Below are 18,089 nucleotides of genomic sequence, written 5' to 3' on the forward strand. Positions count from 1 at the left end.
AAGCGTTTGAAGGCCGCAGAGACCAGTGGGAAGCGACTGTTTACTAAAAACACAGGTCCGTGCTAAGTCGCAAGACGATGTATACGGACTGACGCCTGCCCGGTGCTGGAAGGTTAAGAGGAACGGTTAGCACGCAAGTGCGAAGCTGAGAATTTAAGCCCCAGTAAACGGCGGTGGTAACTATAACCATCCTAAGGTAGCGAAATTCCTTGTCGGGTAAGTTCCGACCTGCACGAATGGCGTAACGACTTCCCAGCTGTCTCAACCGCGAACTCGGCGAAATTGCACTACGAGTAAAGATGCTCGTTACGCGCAGCAGGACGGAAAGACCCCGTGACCTTTACTACAGCTTGGTATTGGTGTTCGGTGTGGCTTGTGTAGGATAGGTGGGAGACTGTGAAGCTCGGACGCTAGTTCGGGTGGAGTCATTGTTGAAATACCACTCTGGTCACTCTGGATATCTAACTTCGAACCGTAATCCGGTTCAGGGACAGTGCCTGGTGGGTAGTTTAACTGGGGCGGTTGCCTCCTAAAAAGTAACGGAGGCGCCCAAAGGTTCCCTCAACCTGGTTGGTAATCAGGTGTCGAGTGTAAGTGCACAAGGGAGCTTGACTGTGAGACTGACAAGTCGAGCAGGGACGAAAGTCGGGACTAGTGATCCGGCAGTGGCTTGTGGAAGCGCTGTCGCTCAACGGATAAAAGGTACCTCGGGGATAACAGGCTGATCTTGCCCAAGAGTCCATATCGACGGCATGGTTTGGCACCTCGATGTCGGCTCGTCGCATCCTGGGGCTGGAGTAGGTCCCAAGGGTTGGGCTGTTCGCCCATTAAAGCGGTACGCGAGCTGGGTTTAGAACGTCGTGAGACAGTTCGGTCCCTATCCGCTGCGCGCGTAGGAAATTTGAGAAGATCTATCCCTAGTACGAGAGGACCGGGATGGACGAACCTCTGGTGTGTCAGTTGTTCCGCCAGGAGCACCGCTGATTAGCTACGTTCGGAACGGATAACCGCTGAAAGCATCTAAGCGGGAAGCCGGCTTCGAGATGAGATTTCCATCCCTTTCAGGGTGAAGGCTCCCGGCTAGACTACCGGGTTGATAGGCAGGATGTGGAAGCGAGGACTAAAGACTCGTGGAGCTGACCTGTACTAATAAGCCGATATCTTGAAAACACTTTGCTTGCGTCCACTATGTGGTTCCCGATATACGGTCGGGTGCTAATTGAACAACCAGCTTGACTGGTCGATTCATCACAGATTTCATGCCCCTTGTAGGGGTGTGTATGAGGTGTTTCGGCGGCCATAGCGAGAGGGAAACGCCCGGTCACATTCCGAACCCGGAAGCTAAGACTCTCAGCGCCGATGGTACTGCAGGGGGGACCCTGTGGGAGAGTAGGACACCGCCGGACTTAACTTGAGAATGATCGGGGAGGCCCGTCGCACATCGTGCGGCGGGCCTTCCTGCGTTAACGGCCCACACAGGCCCGTGCTCCTTTCGGGCAGGACCCGGGAGCGGTTAGGCGTGGAATCGGGTGGCACAGGGTGTCTCGCGCAGGTGCCCGGCGTCTGCAGGACCGAAGGGTGCCCGCGCCGCTTAGCCGTTCTCCACGTGACGAGGACGAGCGAGATGCCCCGTTCGTCGACCTCTCGTCTGTCAGCCGCCTCACATGGCGGTCATAACCGGTGCCGTTATCGTCGTCGTTCGTGACCGAATCCTCCGAGAACGACCGCACGCCCGGCCAGCCCCGAGACGATGAGGCGGATGGCGCATCCACGACCTCCGTCGTGTCCCCGAAGCCCGCCCCGCGGGGGTCGCGACCGACGGCAGGCGTTCCGCTGGGGAAGGCGTTGTCGGCCGCTCTCGTGTCCGCGGGCGTCTCCGCGATCCTCGGACTGCTTTTCAGCGTCCTCACGCTCTTCAGCGCCAACCAGCCGGCTGCTGCTGTCCTGGGGACGCTCCTCGACTACTGGACCGTGCACACCCTGGTGGCCTTCGTGCTCCTCGCGGCGCTGGCAGGTGTCGGATTCCATCGGCGACTGTGGACGTCCATCGTCGGATCGGTGGCTGCCGCCGTCGTCGGAGCGCTCACGGGCAGCCTCGTCGGCGCCATGGGCCAGGGCGCGACCATCTCGGGTGACATCGTGGGCCCGCTCCTGGAGACGCTCCTCGGTCTGAACCTCATGTTCGTGCTCGGGGTGTCGCTCGCGTCGATCCTGCTCGGTCGGCGCATCTGGATCCGGCTCGGGGGAGCGGGTGGCGAGGAGGTCGCCCGAGAGCGTGTCGCGCTCGTGCGCATCCCCTCGTCGCGACTCGCGGACGGTGAGCTCACGCACATCGAGCGCCGTCCCGTGGACGCCGAGCTCGCGGATCAGCAGTGGGAGCGCTACGTCCTCGCGCTCGAGGAGGGCGGATGGTCGACCCGCGAGGTGCCGCCGGCCGACGACCACCCCGACTCCGTGTTCGTCGAGGACGCGGTGCTGGTCCTGGGCACGACAGCCGTCCTGCTCACGTCCGGGGCGGACTCGCGGCGCGGCGAGCGGATCGGCGTGGAGCGCGCGCTCGAGGACATGGACCTCGAGGTGACGTCCATCGACCTGCCGGCGACCATCGACGGGGGAGACGTGCTCGAGGTCGGACGCACCCTGTACGTCGGCTCCAGCTCACGGACCAACGCCGCCGGGATCCAGCGCCTGCGTGAGATCGCCACCCCGCTCGGCTACGCCGTCGTCGGCGTCCCGGTCAGCCGGACCCTGCATCTCAAGTCGCAGGTCACCGCGCTTCCGGACGGCACCGTCATCGGATACGAGCCGCTCGTCGACCAGCCGCGGCTGTTCCCGTCGTTCCTGCCCGTGCCCGAGGCGGAGGGCACGGCCGTCGTCGCGCTCGGTGACGACACGCTGCTCCTCTCGGCCGCCGCACCGCGGACCGCCGACCTGCTCCGGAGCCTCGGCTACGAGGTCGTCACCGTGGACATCAGCGAGTTCGAGAAGCTCGAGGGCTGCGTCACCTGCCTCTCCGTCCGCATCGGCTGATCCCCGCAGCGCGCGCGACCGCGTGCGACCTCGCGAGCCCGGCCTGCATCCTCGGATGCGGGCCGGGCTCTTGTGCGCGTGGCCTGCGCTCCGTATCCTGGAAGGCTGCCTGTGGCGACCATTCGCGTGGTCCATCGGTGCGGCCCATACGTGAATCGCATACGCAGCCAGGGAGGGTGTCATGACCACGACATCGACGCACGCACGCACGACCTCGAGCCGGATCGGCGCCGCGGCCGCGCGCGTGCTCCCCGCGTTCCGCGGTCCTCTCCGCTAGCAGGCCACCCCGCTCGACGAGCGGATCCCCGCGCCGGCTGCGACCTGCGACCGGTATCCGGTCCGGCCAGAGCGGGCTCGGTCGCTCCGCCATCCGACAGGGGGCGTCGGCGCCGACCCGTCGCGTGCGGCCCGTTACCGCCCGCGCCGCACGCACGGCCCCGGCCGCCCGTCCCCTCCGTCCCTCCGATCCGCCCCGTCGTCCCTCGGGCGCCGGACCTGCCCGTCTCTCCATCCCCCTGATCCTCCGTCGCGCACGTCCTCGCGTCCGCGCCCGCAGAGCACGTCCGGCCGCGCATCGGCCGATTACAGAAGGAATGACACGTGTCCACCTCACCGCCCGCATCGCCCGACCAGGCGCCGTCCGAGCGGCACGGCCCCCGGCCCGGCACGATCGCCGTGCTCATGCGGCTGCTGCCGTTCGCCCGGCCCGCCATGCCCAGCATCATCGCGGGGATGGTGGTCGCGCTCATCGGCTCGCTGCTGTCGCTCGTGATCCCGCAGATCCTCCGCGGGCTCGTCGACGGACCGCTCGGCGACGGCGACGCGGCCGCCGTGGTGCCCGCCGTGCTCCTCATCCTCGGCCTCGGGATCCTCGAGGCCGCCATGATCGCCCTCCGCCGCTGGTTCGTGCTGAAGCCGGGCACGCTCATGGAGGCGGACATGCGGAACGCGTTCTACCGGAAGCTGCAGCGACTCCCCGTCGCGTTCCACGACCGGTGGCAGAGCGGACAGCTGCTGTCGCGCATGGTCAGCGACCTCAACCTCATCCGCCGCTGGATGGCGTTCGGCCTCGTGCTGTTCATCGTCAACATCCTCACGATCCTCGTGGGCATCGGCTTCCTGGTGTCCATCGACTGGCGCCTGGGCCTCGGCTTCCTCGTCTGCTCCATCCCGCTGTGGGTCTACGGCTACCTCTTCGAGCAGAAGTACTCGTCCGTGGCGCGGCTCAGCCAGGACCAGTCCGGCGACCTCGCCACGAGCGTCGAGCAGTCGGTGCACGGGATCCGCGTGCTCAAGGCGTTCGGTCGCGGCAAGCACATGCACGACGCGTTCGCCGAGCAGGCGGAGGAGCTCCGCGGCACGGAGATCAAGAAGGCGAAGGCCATCGCCGGCATCTGGCTGTGGCTGCTGCTGGTGCCCGACCTGACCTTCGCGCTGGCGCTGCTCGGCGGCGTGCTGCTCGCGGCCGGCGGGCAGATCTCGGTGGGCGACCTCGTGGCGTTCTTCGCGACCGCCGCGGTGCTGCGCTGGCCCATCGAGTCGGTGGGCTTCCTGCTGTCGATGACCTTCGACGCGCGGACCGCCATCGACCGCTACTTCGAGGTGATGGACGAGGAGGACGCGATCACGGATCCCGCGACGCCCGTCCGCATCCGGGAGCCCCGGGGGCACCTCGTCTTCCGCGGCGCGCGCTTCCGGTACCAGGACGCCGTCGCGGGCCAGCCCGACCTCATCGACGGGGTGGACCTCGACCTCCAGCCGGGGGAGACCATGGCGCTCGTCGGGATCACCGGCTGCGGCAAGTCCACGCTGACGGCCCTGACGACCCGCCTCTACGACGTGACGGGCGGCAGCATCGAGCTCGACGGCGTGGACGTCCGCGACCTGGGGCTCGAGGAGCTGCGCAGCCGCATCGCCATGGCGTTCGAGGACGCGACGCTCTTCTCCTCGAGCGTCCGCGACAACGTGCTGCTCGGCCGCCCCGACCTCGCCGACGGCGGGCCCGAGGCGGAGCGCGTGCTGCAGGAGGCGCTCGACATCGCGCAGGCCGGCTTCGTGCACGACCTGCCCGACGGCGTCGAGACGACCGTCGGCGAGGAGGGGCTCAGCCTCTCCGGCGGCCAGCGGCAGCGGCTCGCGCTCGCCCGCGCGGTCGCGGCGGCGCCGGACGTGCTGGTCCTCGACGACCCGCTCTCGGCGCTCGACGTCGACACGGAGGCGCTCGTCGAGGCGGCGCTGCGGCGCGTGCTCGCCTCCACCACCGCGCTCATCGTGGCGCACCGCCCCTCGACCGTGATGCTCGCGGACCGGGTGGCGCTCATGCAGGACGGCCGCATCACCGCGGTCGGCCGGCACTCCGACCTGCTCGCCACGAGCGAGCACTACCGGTTCGTCATCTCGAGCCTGGACGTGGAAGGGAACACCGTGCGCGAGGAGGCCTCAGCATGAGCGTCACCGGAGTCACCGGCGAGGAGAGGGACGACTTCTCCCGCGCCGAGAGCAAGCAGATCCGCCAGCGCTCGACGCGCCTGCTCGTCAGCACGATCCAGCCCGTCAAGCGGACGCTGATCCTCACGGCCGCGACGATCCTCGTGGCCACCGCCGCGAACGTCGCCGGCCCCGCGCTCATCGGCGTCGGCCTCGACCGCGCGCTGCCGTCGCTGCTGGGTACGGGCGACGCCACGCTGCTCGCGCTCGTCATCGGGGCGTACGTCCTGGTCGCGGTCACGGGCGCGGTGCTGGTGGCGAAGTACCAGGTGATGTCGGCGCGCATCGCGCAGGAGATCCTCCTCGACCTCCGCAAGCGCATGTTCCTGCACACGCAGAAGCTGAGCCTGGAGTTCCACGAGACGTACACGTCCGGCCGGATCATCTCCCGCCAGACGAGCGACCTCGACTCGATCCGGGAGCTGCTGAACGGCGGCATCAACCAGCTCGTGCAGGGCGCCCTCTACATGGCGTTCACCGCGATCGCGCTGTTCTCGTTCGACTGGGTCTCCGGCCTCGTGCTGCTCGCGGCGCTCGTGCCGCTGTTCTTCCTGAGCCTCTGGTTCGCCGTGAAGTCGCAGGCGCTGTTCCGGCAGACGCGCGTGAAGTCGGCGCGGCTGATCGTGCACTTCGTCGAGACCATGACGGGCATCCGCGCGGTGAAGGCCTTCCGCAAGGAGAAGCGCAACGCGGAGGAGTTCTCCGAGCACGTCGAGGGGTACCGCGACACCAACATGCGCGTGATCCAGGTCTTCGGCATCTTCGACCCGGGCCTGATCCTCATCGGCAACGTCACGGTCGCCGTGGTGCTCCTGGTGGGCGGCCTGCGCGTCGCGGACGGGCAGCTCGGCATCGGCGCGCTGCTCGCGGTGGTGCTCTACACGCGGCAGTTCTTCGGGCCGGCGCAGGACATGGCGATGTTCTACAACAGCTACCAGTCCGCGTCGGCCGCGCTCGAGAAGATCTCGGGCGTGCTCGAGGAGGAGCCGAGCGTGCCGGATCCCGTGACGCCCGTCGACCTGTGGGAGTCGACCGGACACGTCTCCTTCGAGGGCGTCGAGTTCGGCTACGGGAAGGGCAAGACGATCCTGCCGCGCTTCGACCTCGACATGCCCGCCGGGCAGACCATCGCGCTCGTGGGATCCACCGGGGCGGGCAAGACGACGCTCGCGAAGCTCATCTCCCGGTTCTACGACCCGTCGGACGGGCGTGTGGCGCTCGACGGGATCGACCTGCGCGACCTGCACCCGAAGGACCTCCGCCGCGCCATCGTGATGGTGACGCAGGAGGCGTACCTCTTCTCCGGATCCGTCGCGGACAACATCGCGATCGGCAAGCCCGACGCGACCCGGGGTGAGATCCGGGCGGCGGCGGAAGCCGTGGGGGCGCACACCTTCATCGAATCGCTGCCCGACGGCTACGACACCGACGTGAACAAGCGCGGCGGTCGGGTGTCGGCGGGTCAGCGCCAGCTGATCTCGTTCGCGCGGGCGTTCCTCGCGGACCCGGCCGTGCTGATCCTCGACGAGGCGACGAGCTCGCTCGACATCCCGAGCGAGCGGCTCGTGCAGCAGGGCCTCACGACGCTGCTCGCGGACCGGACGGCGATCATCATCGCGCACCGGCTCTCGACCGTCGCGATCGCGGACCGCGTGCTCGTGATGGAGAAGGGCACCATCGTCGAGGACGGCACGCCGGAGTCGCTCGTCCAGGGCACCGGACGGTTCTCGCAGCTGCACGCCGCATGGCGGGAGTCGCTGGTCTAGCGCGGTCGCGCCATGACGGCCCGGGTGCTCCCCTGCGGGGAGGCGCCCGGGCCGCGTCGCGTCCGGTGCGACGCGGTCAGAGGTCGACCGCGGGGGAGCCCTTCGGCAGCCACGCGTGCACGGCGTCGCCGTCCGCGGCGGCCAGCCAGCCGTCGCCGCACGTCATGCTGGCGGCGGGGGACGGATCCGGCCACCACGTGTCCTGCACGGACGGCGCAGGCGCGTCGCTGGGCGCGGCCGCGCAGCCCAGTCGATCGGCGGGCGTCGCGGACCGGAACTCGAGGATCGCGCCGTCGCCGCGGAGCGACGTCTTGATGCGGACGTCCGTCGCGTCGGCGGGGATCCACGCCGGGATCCGGCCGCCCGCGTCCGCCGCCGTGGCGTAGACGCGCGCATCCGCCGGGGTGGTCATGCCGCCGATCGCGCTCGCCGCGCCGCAGCCGCCGAGCGCCAGCACGAGGGCGATCGCGAGGGGGACGGCGACGAGGTGGCGGGGGGACGGGCGATGGGGCATGGTCCCAGTCCAGCGGAGCAGGGCGCACCGCGCATCGGCCGCGAGGCCCCGGCCCTGGTCCCGCAGCATGATCCGCGGTCGCCCGCGAGGCGGACGGTCGCCCGCGAGGCGGACGGTCGCCCGCGAGGCGGACGGGCGGCCGGCGGGCCGTCAGCGGATCACGGGAACCAGCGGGCCGCCTCGAGGTCGACGCGGTACCCGGCGTCGGTGGGGGCGTCGAGGAGCGGCGTGCCCTCGGCCTCGTAGCGTGGCCGCGCCTCGTCGGCGAGCCCGGTCGGCGGGTGGCCGCCGGCCCGGAGCACGCGCCACCACGGGAGCCCGGCGCCGTGGTAGCGCAGCACCATGCCCACCGCGCGGGCGCCGCGGCGGCCGAAGACGGCGGCGACGTCGCCGTAGGTCATGACGCGGCCCGACGGGATCTCGGCGACCACCTCGAGCACGCGGTCGGTGAACTCGCCCGGGGTGGCGAAGACGGCCACGCGCTAGAGCGCCAGCGCGCCGATGGCCTCGCCGTACTGGGTCTCGCCGATGACCTCGAAGCCGACGTGCGTGAAGAACTCCTCGGGGCCGTCCTCGCCGGGCTCCCACACGACGGTGAGGCGCTCGAATCCCCGCGAGCGCGCCTCGTCCGCGAGGGCGAGGACCGCGAACCGGCCCACGCCGTGGCCCTGCGCGTCGGCGTCGACGTTGATGCGCCAGATGCAGCTGCGGAAGATCTCCTCGTGGGCCTCGGGGTCGAAGTTGCCCATGATGAAGCCGACGACCTCGCCGTCCTCCACGACCACGCGCGGCCAGGCGGTGGTGGGGTTGACGTAGGCCTCGGCGATGGAGTGGGACACGGGGGCGACGTAGTTCTCCTGACCCGGCTTGAGCGTCAGCGTGTTGGCCGCCACGATCGTGCGGGCGCTCAGCTCTTCGAGTGTCATGTCGCTCATGGGCACAGGGTATCGGGCGGGCCACCTCCGGGCCAGGTGCCGCCGGCCCGTCCGCGAGGTCGCGTCGGGAGCCGCTGCGAGGGCGGGGATCCGACAGGGACCCGCCGATGTCTCGATGTCGAGAGACAGGGCCCGCCGGGTAGGCTGGCCTGCGGATCCACCGGCGACGAGCCGGACCCGACGCGCGCCGACGGAGACGCGCACCGGAGGCGACCGACGAGCATGAGGAGGACTTCGTGGAGAAGATCAAGGTAGAGGGGACCGTCGTCGAGCTCGACGGCGACGAGATGACGCGCATCATCTGGCAGTCCATCAAGGACACGCTCATCCACCCGTACCTCGACATCGACCTCGAGTACTACGACCTGGGCATCGAGAAGCGCGACGAGACCGACGACCAGATCACGATCGACGCGGCGAACGCCATCAAGAAGCACGGCGTCGGCGTCAAGTGCGCGACCATCACGCCCGACGAGGCGCGCGTCGAGGAGTTCGGCCTGAAGAAGATGTGGCGCTCGCCGAACGGCACCATCCGCAACATCCTCGGCGGCACGATCTTCCGCGAGCCCATCATCATCAGCAACATCCCGCGCCTCGTGCCCGGCTGGAACAAGCCGATCATCGTCGGCCGCCACGCGTTCGGCGACCAGTACCGCGCCACCGACTTCCGCTTCGAGGGCGAGGGCACGCTCACGATGACCTTCACGCCGAAGGACGGCTCCGAGCCGCAGCAGTTCGAGGTGTTCCAGAGCCCCGGATCGGGCGTCGCGATGGGCATGTACAACCTCGACGACTCGATCCGCGACTTCGCGCGCGCGTCGCTCTCCTACGGCCTCGCCCGTGGCTACCCCGTGTACCTCTCCACCAAGAACACGATCCTCAAGGCCTACGACGGCCGCTTCAAGGACCTGTTCCAGGAGGTCTTCGAGGCCGAGTACGCCGACCAGTTCGCCGCCGCGGGCCTCACCTACGAGCACCGCCTCATCGACGACATGGTCGCCGCCTCGCTCAAGTGGGAGGGCGGCTACGTCTGGGCCTGCAAGAACTACGACGGCGACGTGCAGTCCGACACCGTCGCGCAGGGCTTCGGCTCGCTCGGCCTCATGACGAGCGTGCTCACCACGCCCGACGGCAAGGTCGTCGAGGCGGAGGCCGCGCACGGCACCGTCACGCGCCACTACCGCCAGCACCAGCAGGGCAAGCCCACGTCGACGAACCCCATCGCGTCCATCTACGCCTGGACACGGGGCCTCGCGCACCGCGCCAAGCTCGACGGCAACGACGCGCTGAAGACCTTCGCGGACACCCTCGAGGACGTCGTCATCACGACGGTCGAGAGCGGCAAGATGACGAAGGACCTGGCGCTGCTCATCGGCCCCGACCAGCCGTACCAGACGACCGAGGAGTTCCTCGCGTCGCTCGCGGACAACCTGCAGACGCGCCTGGCCTGATCCCGCGGCGTCGCGTGACGCCGACGCACGCCGAGAGGCCCCGCCCCCGATCCGGGGGCGGGGCCTCTCGCGTGCCCGGGTGCGCGTCGCGTGTGCAGAGGGCCGACGCCGTTCGTCGATTCCTCCCTACGGTTCTGCCCATCGCGTCGACGACGCGACTCCGCGAGGGCGCTCGCGCGTCCTGCGCATCTCGTGCTCCGCGGATCCACGAGCCGGCCGACGCCGGCGACAGGGGGGAACAGCCATGCCCATCCAACGAGACCCATCCCGGCCCGGCCGGAGGAGCCGCCTGCGCGCGGCCCGGCCCCTGGCGGCCTGCGCCCTCGCGTTCGCGCTCGTGGCGGCCGGCGCCACCACAGCCAGCGCGGCGGACGCGCCCACGGCGGCGGTCCCCCTCGGCGCGCAGGACGGCAGCTACCTCGTGACCCTGCGGGACCAGCCCGCCGCGTCCTACGACGGCACCCTCGACGGGCTCGCGCCCACGCGGGTCGAGTCCGGCGCCCGCCTCGACGCGCAGTCGGACGCCGTGCAGCGCTACTCCGACCACCTCACCCGGATCCAGGACTCGGCCGCCAGCGCGGCGGGCGTGACCCCGACCAACCGGTACTCCCTCACCGTCAACGGCTTCTCGGCCAAGCTGACGGCGGCGCAGGTGCAGGCGCTCGGCCACGATCGCGACGTGCTGAGCGTGGAGCCCGACCAGACCCTGCACACCACGTCCACGCCGGACTCCCGCTTCATCGGCCTCGAGGGCGACCACGGCCTCTGGTCGAAGGTGGGCGGCTCCGACAAGGCGGGCGAGGGCACGGTGATCGGCGTCCTCGACACCGGCATCTCCCCGGACAGCCCCTCCTTCGCGGGGAAGCCCCTCGGCACCGCGCCCGGGACGGATCCGTACCTCGACGGCTCCCGCATCGACTACCGCAAGGGCGACGGCACCGTCTTCCACGGCACGTGCCAGACGGGCGACGGGTTCACCGCCGCCGACTGCTCCACCAAGATCGTGGGCGCGCGCGCGTTCGAGGCAGGCCGTGCCGCCTCGGGCGAGCCGATCGGGCCGCAGGAGAAGGTGTCCCCCCTCGACACCGAGGGCCACGGGAGCCACACCGGGAGCACGGCCGCGGGCGACGCGGGCGTGGCGGCGACCGCGGGCACCATCCAGGAGACCATCGCCGGCATCGCCCCCGCCGCGAAGATCGCGGCCTACAAGGTGTGCTGGAGCGGACCCGACCTGACGAAGGAGACGGACGACGGCTGCGAGACGTCGGACATCGTCGCCGGGATCGAGCAGGCCACGGCCGACGGCGTCGACGTGCTCAACATGTCGCTCGGCGGCCCCGGCAAGACCGAGGACGCGTTCCAGCGCGCCCTCCTCGGTGCGGCGGACGCCGGCATCTTCGTCGCCGCGTCGGCGGGCAACAGCGGCCCCGACGTCGGCACGGTCGCGAACACCGAGCCGTGGATCACCACCGTCGCGGCCAGCAGCGTGCCGGACAACTACTCCGGGACGGTCACCCTCGGCAACGGGGCGAAGTTCGCCGGCGCCTCCGCGACCGTGGGGTCGCCCGTGTCGGGCCCCCTCGTGCGCGCGGTGGACTCCGGGGTCGCGGGGGCCACGTCCCCCGAGCTGTGCGGCGCGGGGACGCTGGATCCGGACAAGGTCCGCGGCCGCATCGTGCAGTGCGACCGCGGCATCGTCAACCGCATCGACAAGAGCGCCGAGGTGAAGCGCGCGGGCGGCATCGGCATGGTGCTCACCAACGTGAAGCCCGACTCCCAGGACCTCGACATCCACACCGTCCCCACGGTGCACCTCGATTCCGACGCCCGGCAGACGATCGTCGACTACGCGGCGAAGGCGGGCGCCACGGTGACCCTGACGGACGGCAACACGACGGGCGTCGAGCGCCCGGCGCCGCAGGTCGCGGGGTTCAGCTCCCGCGGTGCCTCGGAGGCGGTCGACGGCGGCGACACCATCAAGCCCGACATCACGGCCCCCGGCGTGGGGATCCTCGCCGCGGTCAGCGACGAGGACGGCAAGCCCGCGTTCGCCCCGGAGTCGGGCACGTCCATGTCCTCGCCGCACATCGCCGGATTCGGGCTCGTCTACCTCGGCGTCCACCCGAAGGCGACGCCGGCCGAGGTCAAGTCGGCGTTCATGACGACCGCGACCGACACGCTCGACGCGAACGGCAAGCCCGCCACGGATCCGTTCGCCCAGGGAGCCGGGCAGATCGCGCCGGACCGGTTCCTGGAGCCGGGTCTCTTCTACCCGAGCGGCGCGAAGGACTGGGCCGGCTACGCCGCGGCCACGGGCCTCGAGCTGCCGCACCCGGTGGCGCCCGTGGCGCCGTCGCAGCTGAACCTGCCGAGCATCGGCGTCGGGAAGCTCATGGGATCCACGACGGTCACGCGCACCGTGACGTCGCTGACCGCGGGCACCTGGACGGCCTCCGTGCAGGGCGTGTCGCAGGCCGACGTGAAGGTGACGCCGGCGCGGCTGACGTTCACGGCCCCTGGCCAGACGAAGTCCTTCCAGGTGCGCATCACCGCGAAGCGCGGGGCGCCGTCCGACGCGTGGTCGACCGGGTCGCTCACCTGGACCGGATCCGCCGGCACCGTCCGCAGCCCCATCGCCGTGCGGCCCACCGCGATCGTCGCCCCGGCGTCGGTCGACGGCACCGGCACGAGCGGGAAGGTCGACGTCTCGGTCGACGCGGGCGTCACGGGCCGCATCCCGCTGACGACCGCCGGGCTCACGCCAGGGGAGCTGCTGAGCGACGGTGACACCGGTCATTCCGGCCACTCCGGCAACGTCACCGCCACCGAGGCCGATGGGGCCGAGATCACGGTGAAGGCGGGCGAGAAGGCGCTGGTCCTCGACGCGGTGCCGGTCGACGGGGCATCCGACCTCGCGCTGTATCTGCAGAAGGTGGGCAAGACCGACGACGACCGGAAGCTCATCAGCCTGCAGCAGACGTCCTCGCTGTCGGAGCGCATCGTCGTGCCGGCACCGGAGGCGGGCGACTACATCGTCGGCGTGGAGGCGACGAAGCTCGCGGGTTCGGCGACGAGCGTCGACTTCGACCTCACGCGGTACGACGTGCAGAGCACGGGCGGGGAGGGATCCTTCGCGGTCTCGCCGGCCCAGCTCCCCGTCACCGCGGGGAAGAAGGCCACCTACACGGCCTCGTGGTCGGGTCTCGCCGCCGGGAAGTCGTACGTCGGCGTCGTGAGCTACGGCGGGACGGCCGCCACCACGGTCGTGGGCGTCACCACGCCCGCGGCCTCGGCGGCTCCCGTCGCGACGACGGCGCCCGCCATCACGGGCACGCCGGACGTCGGGCAGACGCTCACGGCGTCGACGGGCGCGTGGACGCCGCAGGGCGTCACGCTGGCCACGCAGTGGCTGTCCAACGGCACGCCGATCGCCGGGGCGACGGGATCCACCTTCCGCGTGACCTCGGCGGTCGCGGGCACGGCGCTCGCCGCCCAGGTGACGGCCACCGCGTCCGACGGGCAGACGGGCGTCGCCACGAGCCCGACCGTCACCGCGCGGGACGTCGCGACGGTGCACCTGCAGGCGACGCACCCGCGGGGCGCGGCGAGCGGCAGCGTGCACGTGCAGGTGTCGGTGACGTCGGCCGCGAAGCAGGCGGCCACCGGCGTGGTGCGGGTGACCGTGGACGGCGCGGAGCACGACGTGCCCCTCGACGGCTCGGGCAACGGGTGCGCGGACATCACGGGCATCGCCCCGGGGACCCGCACGGTGCAGGCCTCCTACGCGGGCGACAACCTCGTCGGCGGGGGCACGAGCCGCGCGCAGAGGATCGTCGTGCGCTGATCGCGCGGATCGCGCGAGCGACCACAGGAGGGCGGGTGCCGGACGGCACCCGCCCTCCGTCGTGCGCGCGGCACCCGGCCCACTACACGAGAGAGGGTGGCTGTGCCTGAAAGGCATCCGTGCGGCAGGTGGTGGGGCGATGCGGCACGCGATCCGCGATCGGGGCGCGATGGTCGCCCTGGCGGGGATCCGCGGCCGGACGCAACTGTTACACGGCGGTAACACCGATCCGTTCTCAGGGCGAATACCCGGGGTATGTTGAGGATTCGCGCGTGTCACACGGGGTACGCGCGGGCCATTCATCCCCTCTCGAAGGACGTGTTCGTGATCCCACGCTCCCCCCGGCTCCGCTCGGAGTCCGACCGCGCATCATCCCTGCGTCGGGCGACGGCCTCCGTCGCCGCCACCGCGCTCGTCGCCGCCGGCCTCGTCGCCTTCGGGGCCGGAGGCGCCATGGCCGCCCCGGCGCCGACGGTCGCGACGCCGGCGTCCGCTCTCGAGGACGGCCGCTACATCGTGACCCTCGCCGACGAGGCTGCCGCGACCTACCGCGGCGGCGTCGACGGGCTCCCCGCGACCGAGGCCCGCTCGGGCGCGCAGCTCGACGCGAAGGCCGGCCCGGTCGTCGCGTACACCGACTACCTCCAGGACCAGCAGGAGGATGTGGCCGCCAGCGTCGGCGCCGACATCGACTACTCCTACTCCCTCACGGTCAACGGCTTCTCCGCCGACCTCACGGCCGAGCAGGCGTCGAAGCTCTCCGGCGACCGCAAGGTCGCCTCCGTCGAGCAGGACCGGATCTACCACCCCACCTCCACCCCGGCCGCCGACTTCCTCGGCCTCTCGGGCGCCGACGGCGTGTGGGCGAAGACGGGCGGCCGGGAGAAGGCGGGCGAGGGCGCCGTCATCGGCGTGATCGACACCGGCATCGCGCCGGAGAACCCCGCGTTCGCGGGCGACCTGCTCGGCACGACGGCGGGCGCCGAGCCGTACCGCGACGGATCCGCGATCGCGTACGCCAAGGCCGACGGCACCACCTTCCGCGGCGCCTGCCAGACCGGCGAGCAGTTCACGGCGGCCGACTGCTCCACGAAGATCGTGGGCGCGCGCTACTTCGTGACGGGCTTCGGCCAGGGGAACATCGGCACCGCCGCGACGGGCGAGTACGTCTCCCCGCGCGACGGCGACGGGCACGGCTCGCACACCGCATCCACGGCCGCCGGCGACGCGGGCGTCACGGCGACCATCGACGGCAACGACCTCGGGGAGATCTCGGGCGTCGCGCCCGCCGCCAAGATCGCGGCCTACAAGGTCTGCTGGTCGGGTCCCGACCCGGCCGTGCAGACGGACGACGGCTGCGCCGGGGCGGACCTCGTCGCGGCCATCGAGCAGGCGACGAAGGACGGCGTCGACGTCATCAACTACTCCATCGGCGGCGGATCCGCGCAGACCACGTTCTCCGCGACCGACAAGGCGTTCCTCGGCGCGGCCAGCGCGGGCATCTTCGTGTCGGCCTCCGCGGGCAACTCCGGCCCGGGCGCCTCCACGCTCGACAACGCGTCGCCGTGGATCACCACGGTCGCCGCGAGCACGGTCGCCGGCAACTTCGAGGCCACCGCGAAGCTCGGCGACGGGCAGCAGTACGCGGGCTCGTCCATCACGGTGACCGAGCCGGTCGCGGGCGCCTTCGTCACGGCGGCCTCCGTCGCCGCGGCCGGCGCCACCACGCCGGCCCTCTGCGGACCCGGCGTGCTCGACCCGACGAAGACCGCGGGGAAGATCGTCCTCTGCGAGCGCGGCACGTTCGACCGGGTCGCGAAGTCGGCCGAGGTCGAGCGCGCGGGCGGCATCGGCATGGTGCTCGTGAACCCGACGCCCAACTCGGTCGACGCCGACACGCACTCCGTGCCGACCGTCCACCTCGACGCCGACGTCTACGCGGCCGTCTCCGCCTACGCGGCGACGCCCGGCGCGACCGTCACGCTGGTGCCCGACAACACGACGGGCGTCACCGCCGCGGCGCCCCAGGTCGCGGGCTTCAGCTCGCGCGGCCCGGTGCTCGCGGACGGCAGCGACATCCTGAAGCCCGACATCACGGCGCCCGGCGTCTCGATCATCGCGGCGACCAACAACGCCGAGGGCGAGGAGCCGACCTTCGCGCTCCTCTCCGGCACCTCGATGGCGGCCCCGCACATCGCCGGCCTCGCGCTGCTGTACCTCGGCGAGCACCCGAAGGCGACGCCCGCCGAGATCAAGTCGGCGATGATGACCACCGCCTACGACACGCTGGACGAGGACGGCGCGAAGGTGACGGACCCGTTCACCCAGGGCGCCGGCCACGTGGACGCGCGCCGGTACCTCGACCCCGGCCTGCTCTACCTCAACGACCGCGCCGACTGGCTCGCGTACCTCGCGGCCACCGGCTACGCCTCGGGCATCGACCCGGTCGACCCGTCGGAGCTCAACCTGGCGAGCATCGCGATCGGCGCCCTCACCGGCTCCGAGACCGTGACGCGCGAGGTCACCTCCACGCGGGCCGGGACGTACACGGCGAGCGTGCAGGGCCTCGCGGGCGTCACCGCCGAGGTGACCCCGAAGACGCTCGAGTTCACCGAGGCGGGCCAGACGAAGTCGTTCGAGGTCGCGTTCACGCGCACCACGGCGGCCGTCGACGCCTACGCCACCGGATCCCTCACCTGGACGAGCGGCGCCACCACGGTGCGCAGCCCGATCGCGGTGAACCCGGTCTCCATCGCCGCGCCGGACGAGGTGCAGGGGAAGGGGATCACGGGATCCGTCGACGTGACCGTGACGCCCGGCACCACCGGGCCGATCGCGCTCACCGCGGAGGGCCTGACCGCCGGCCGCGTGTACGCGAACCCGGCGGACGCGTCCTCGCCCATCTCGGGCACCGGAGCGGCCAAGGCGGAGCTGCAGTACGCGACCACCGTCCCCGCCGGCCAGCTGGCGACCCGGATCGACCTCGACTCGGCCGACGACGCGGCCGACCTCGACCTCTCGGTGTTCCGCCTCGAGGACGGGCAGCCGGTCGAGCAGTTCGACTCGGCGACCGAGTCGGCCGACGAGTCCGTGACCATCGAGACGCCGGAGGCCGGCGACTACGTGGTGGTCGTGTCGGTCTTCTCGCTCCCCGCGGGCGCGACGACGCAGGACTTCACCCTCACGCAGTTCGACCTCTCCGCGTCGACGGACGAGGGCGCCTTCCAGGTGTCCCCGAACCCGCTCGACGCCGTGCAGAGCCGACCGGTCACGTACACGGCGTCGTGGAGCGGGCTCGCGCCCGAGACCGCGTACCTCGGCCGGGTCGCCTACGCCGGCACGGATGCGCTGACCTACGTGCGCGTCGAGTCGGGGGCGATCCCGGCCCCGGCCGCGACCGCGCCTCCCGTGATCTCGGGCACGCCCGTCGCCGGTCAGACGCTCACCGCATCACCCGGCACGTGGGACCAGGAGGGCCTGACGTTCTCCTACCAGTGGTTCGCGGACGGGAAGGCGCTCGCCGGCCAGACGCGCGCGACCTACAAGGTCTCGCCGTCGGTCTCGGGCGGGTCGATCACCGTCGTCGTGACGGCGAAGCCGGCCACGGGCCCCTCGGGCACCGCGACCAGCGAGGCCGTCGTGATCAAGCTGGCGAGCACCATCACGGTGAGCGTCAAGCCGTCGGTGCTCACGAGCGCGCAGAAGGCCGTCGTCACGGTCAAGGTCGACAGCACGGCGAAGGCGGCGCCCACGGGCAGCGTCACCGTGAAGGTCGGCGCGGACGCGTTCGAGGTCGCGCTGGATGCGGCGGGCACCGGCCGCCTCGAGCTGCCGGCGTACGCGAAGGGCCGGTACGCGGTCACCGCGACGTACGCGGGCGACACCGCGAACGCGGCGAAGACCAGCGCCCCGAAGTACCTCTACGTGAGCCGTTGATCCGCGGCTGACCCGGAGTGACCGCCGAGGGGGCGGGTGCCGTGAGGCGCCCGCCCCCTCGTGGCGTGTCCGGGCGGATGCGCGGGGCCGGCACCATGCGCGGGGCCGGCCCGGGCCGGTGCCGGC

Annotated in this window: 9 protein-coding genes, 1 rRNA gene and 1 other annotated feature (1 of these 11 running past the window's edge); of the genes, 7 read left to right on the plus strand and 3 right to left on the minus strand. The window is 71.1% G+C overall.

From position 1 onward, the window contains the following. Nucleotides 1–1,170, plus strand: a sequence feature (mutual gap in cmsearch alignment for this rRNA model is longer than 100); it begins 1,603 nt to the left of the window's first position. Nucleotides 1,171–1,289: 119 nt separating this feature from the next. The 4 genes from rrf (at nt 1,290) to ITJ44_RS13430 (ending at nt 7,283) form a co-directional block, all read left to right on the plus strand. Next, a 5S ribosomal RNA gene (rrf, locus tag ITJ44_RS13415) occupies nt 1,290–1,406 on the plus strand. A gap of 295 nt (nt 1,407–1,701) precedes the next feature. Continuing rightward, nucleotides 1,702–3,030, plus strand: coding sequence for a dimethylargininase (gene ddaH, locus ITJ44_RS13420; protein WP_370551702.1), 1,329 nt, complete (start codon nt 1,702–1,704; stop codon nt 3,028–3,030). A gap of 681 nt (nt 3,031–3,711) precedes the next feature. Next, complete coding sequence (locus ITJ44_RS13425) at nt 3,712–5,478, plus strand: ABC transporter ATP-binding protein (RefSeq protein WP_228495136.1); 1,767 nt, start codon at nt 3,712–3,714, stop codon at nt 5,476–5,478. Next, nucleotides 5,475–7,283 (plus strand): ABC transporter ATP-binding protein, encoded by a 1,809-nt coding sequence (locus ITJ44_RS13430; RefSeq protein WP_194636057.1) that lies wholly within the window; start codon nt 5,475–5,477, stop codon nt 7,281–7,283. Before ITJ44_RS13425 ends, ITJ44_RS13430 begins: the two co-directional genes overlap by 4 nt. Nucleotides 7,284–7,359: 76 nt before the next feature. Here the strand turns inward: ITJ44_RS13430 and ITJ44_RS13435 are convergent, their stop codons facing one another. The 3 genes from ITJ44_RS13435 to ITJ44_RS13445 form a co-directional block, all read right to left on the minus strand. Then, nucleotides 7,360–7,797 carry a hypothetical protein gene (locus ITJ44_RS13435; protein ID WP_228495123.1) on the minus strand — a complete coding sequence of 146 codons (438 nt, stop codon included), beginning with the start codon at nt 7,795–7,797 and terminating at the stop codon, nt 7,360–7,362. A gap of 158 nt (nt 7,798–7,955) precedes the next feature. Continuing rightward, complete coding sequence (locus tag ITJ44_RS13440) at nt 7,956–8,276, minus strand: MGMT family protein (protein ID WP_194636059.1); 321 nt, start codon at nt 8,274–8,276, stop codon at nt 7,956–7,958. Between the two features lie 3 nt (nt 8,277–8,279). After that, nucleotides 8,280–8,732 carry an N-acetyltransferase gene (locus ITJ44_RS13445; protein WP_119402348.1) on the minus strand — a complete coding sequence of 151 codons (453 nt, stop codon included), beginning with the start codon at nt 8,730–8,732 and terminating at the stop codon, nt 8,280–8,282. A 236-nt stretch (nt 8,733–8,968) separates the two neighbouring features. Between ITJ44_RS13445 and ITJ44_RS13450 the strand changes: the two genes are divergently transcribed. The 3 genes from ITJ44_RS13450 to ITJ44_RS13460 all read left to right on the plus strand — a co-directional run bounded on the left by ITJ44_RS13450 (nt 8,969) and on the right by ITJ44_RS13460 (nt 17,963). Beyond that, nucleotides 8,969–10,183, plus strand: coding sequence for an NADP-dependent isocitrate dehydrogenase (locus ITJ44_RS13450; protein WP_194636060.1), 1,215 nt, complete (start codon nt 8,969–8,971; stop codon nt 10,181–10,183). Nucleotides 10,184–10,427: 244 nt separating this feature from the next. Further along, nucleotides 10,428–14,027: a S8 family serine peptidase gene (locus tag ITJ44_RS13455; RefSeq protein WP_194636061.1), complete on the plus strand. Its 3,600-nt coding sequence runs from the start codon at nt 10,428–10,430 to the stop codon at nt 14,025–14,027. A 318-nt stretch (nt 14,028–14,345) separates the two neighbouring features. Continuing rightward, the gene (locus ITJ44_RS13460) at nt 14,346–17,963 is read left to right on the plus strand and encodes a S8 family serine peptidase (protein ID WP_194636062.1); all 3,618 of its coding nucleotides are present in this window, start codon (nt 14,346–14,348) and stop codon (nt 17,961–17,963) included. Nucleotides 17,964–18,089 lie beyond the last annotated feature (126 nt).

Source organism: Clavibacter sp. VKM Ac-2873, assembly GCF_015351075.1.
In the GTDB taxonomy this organism is placed as follows: Bacteria; Actinomycetota; Actinomycetes; order Actinomycetales; family Microbacteriaceae; genus Clavibacter.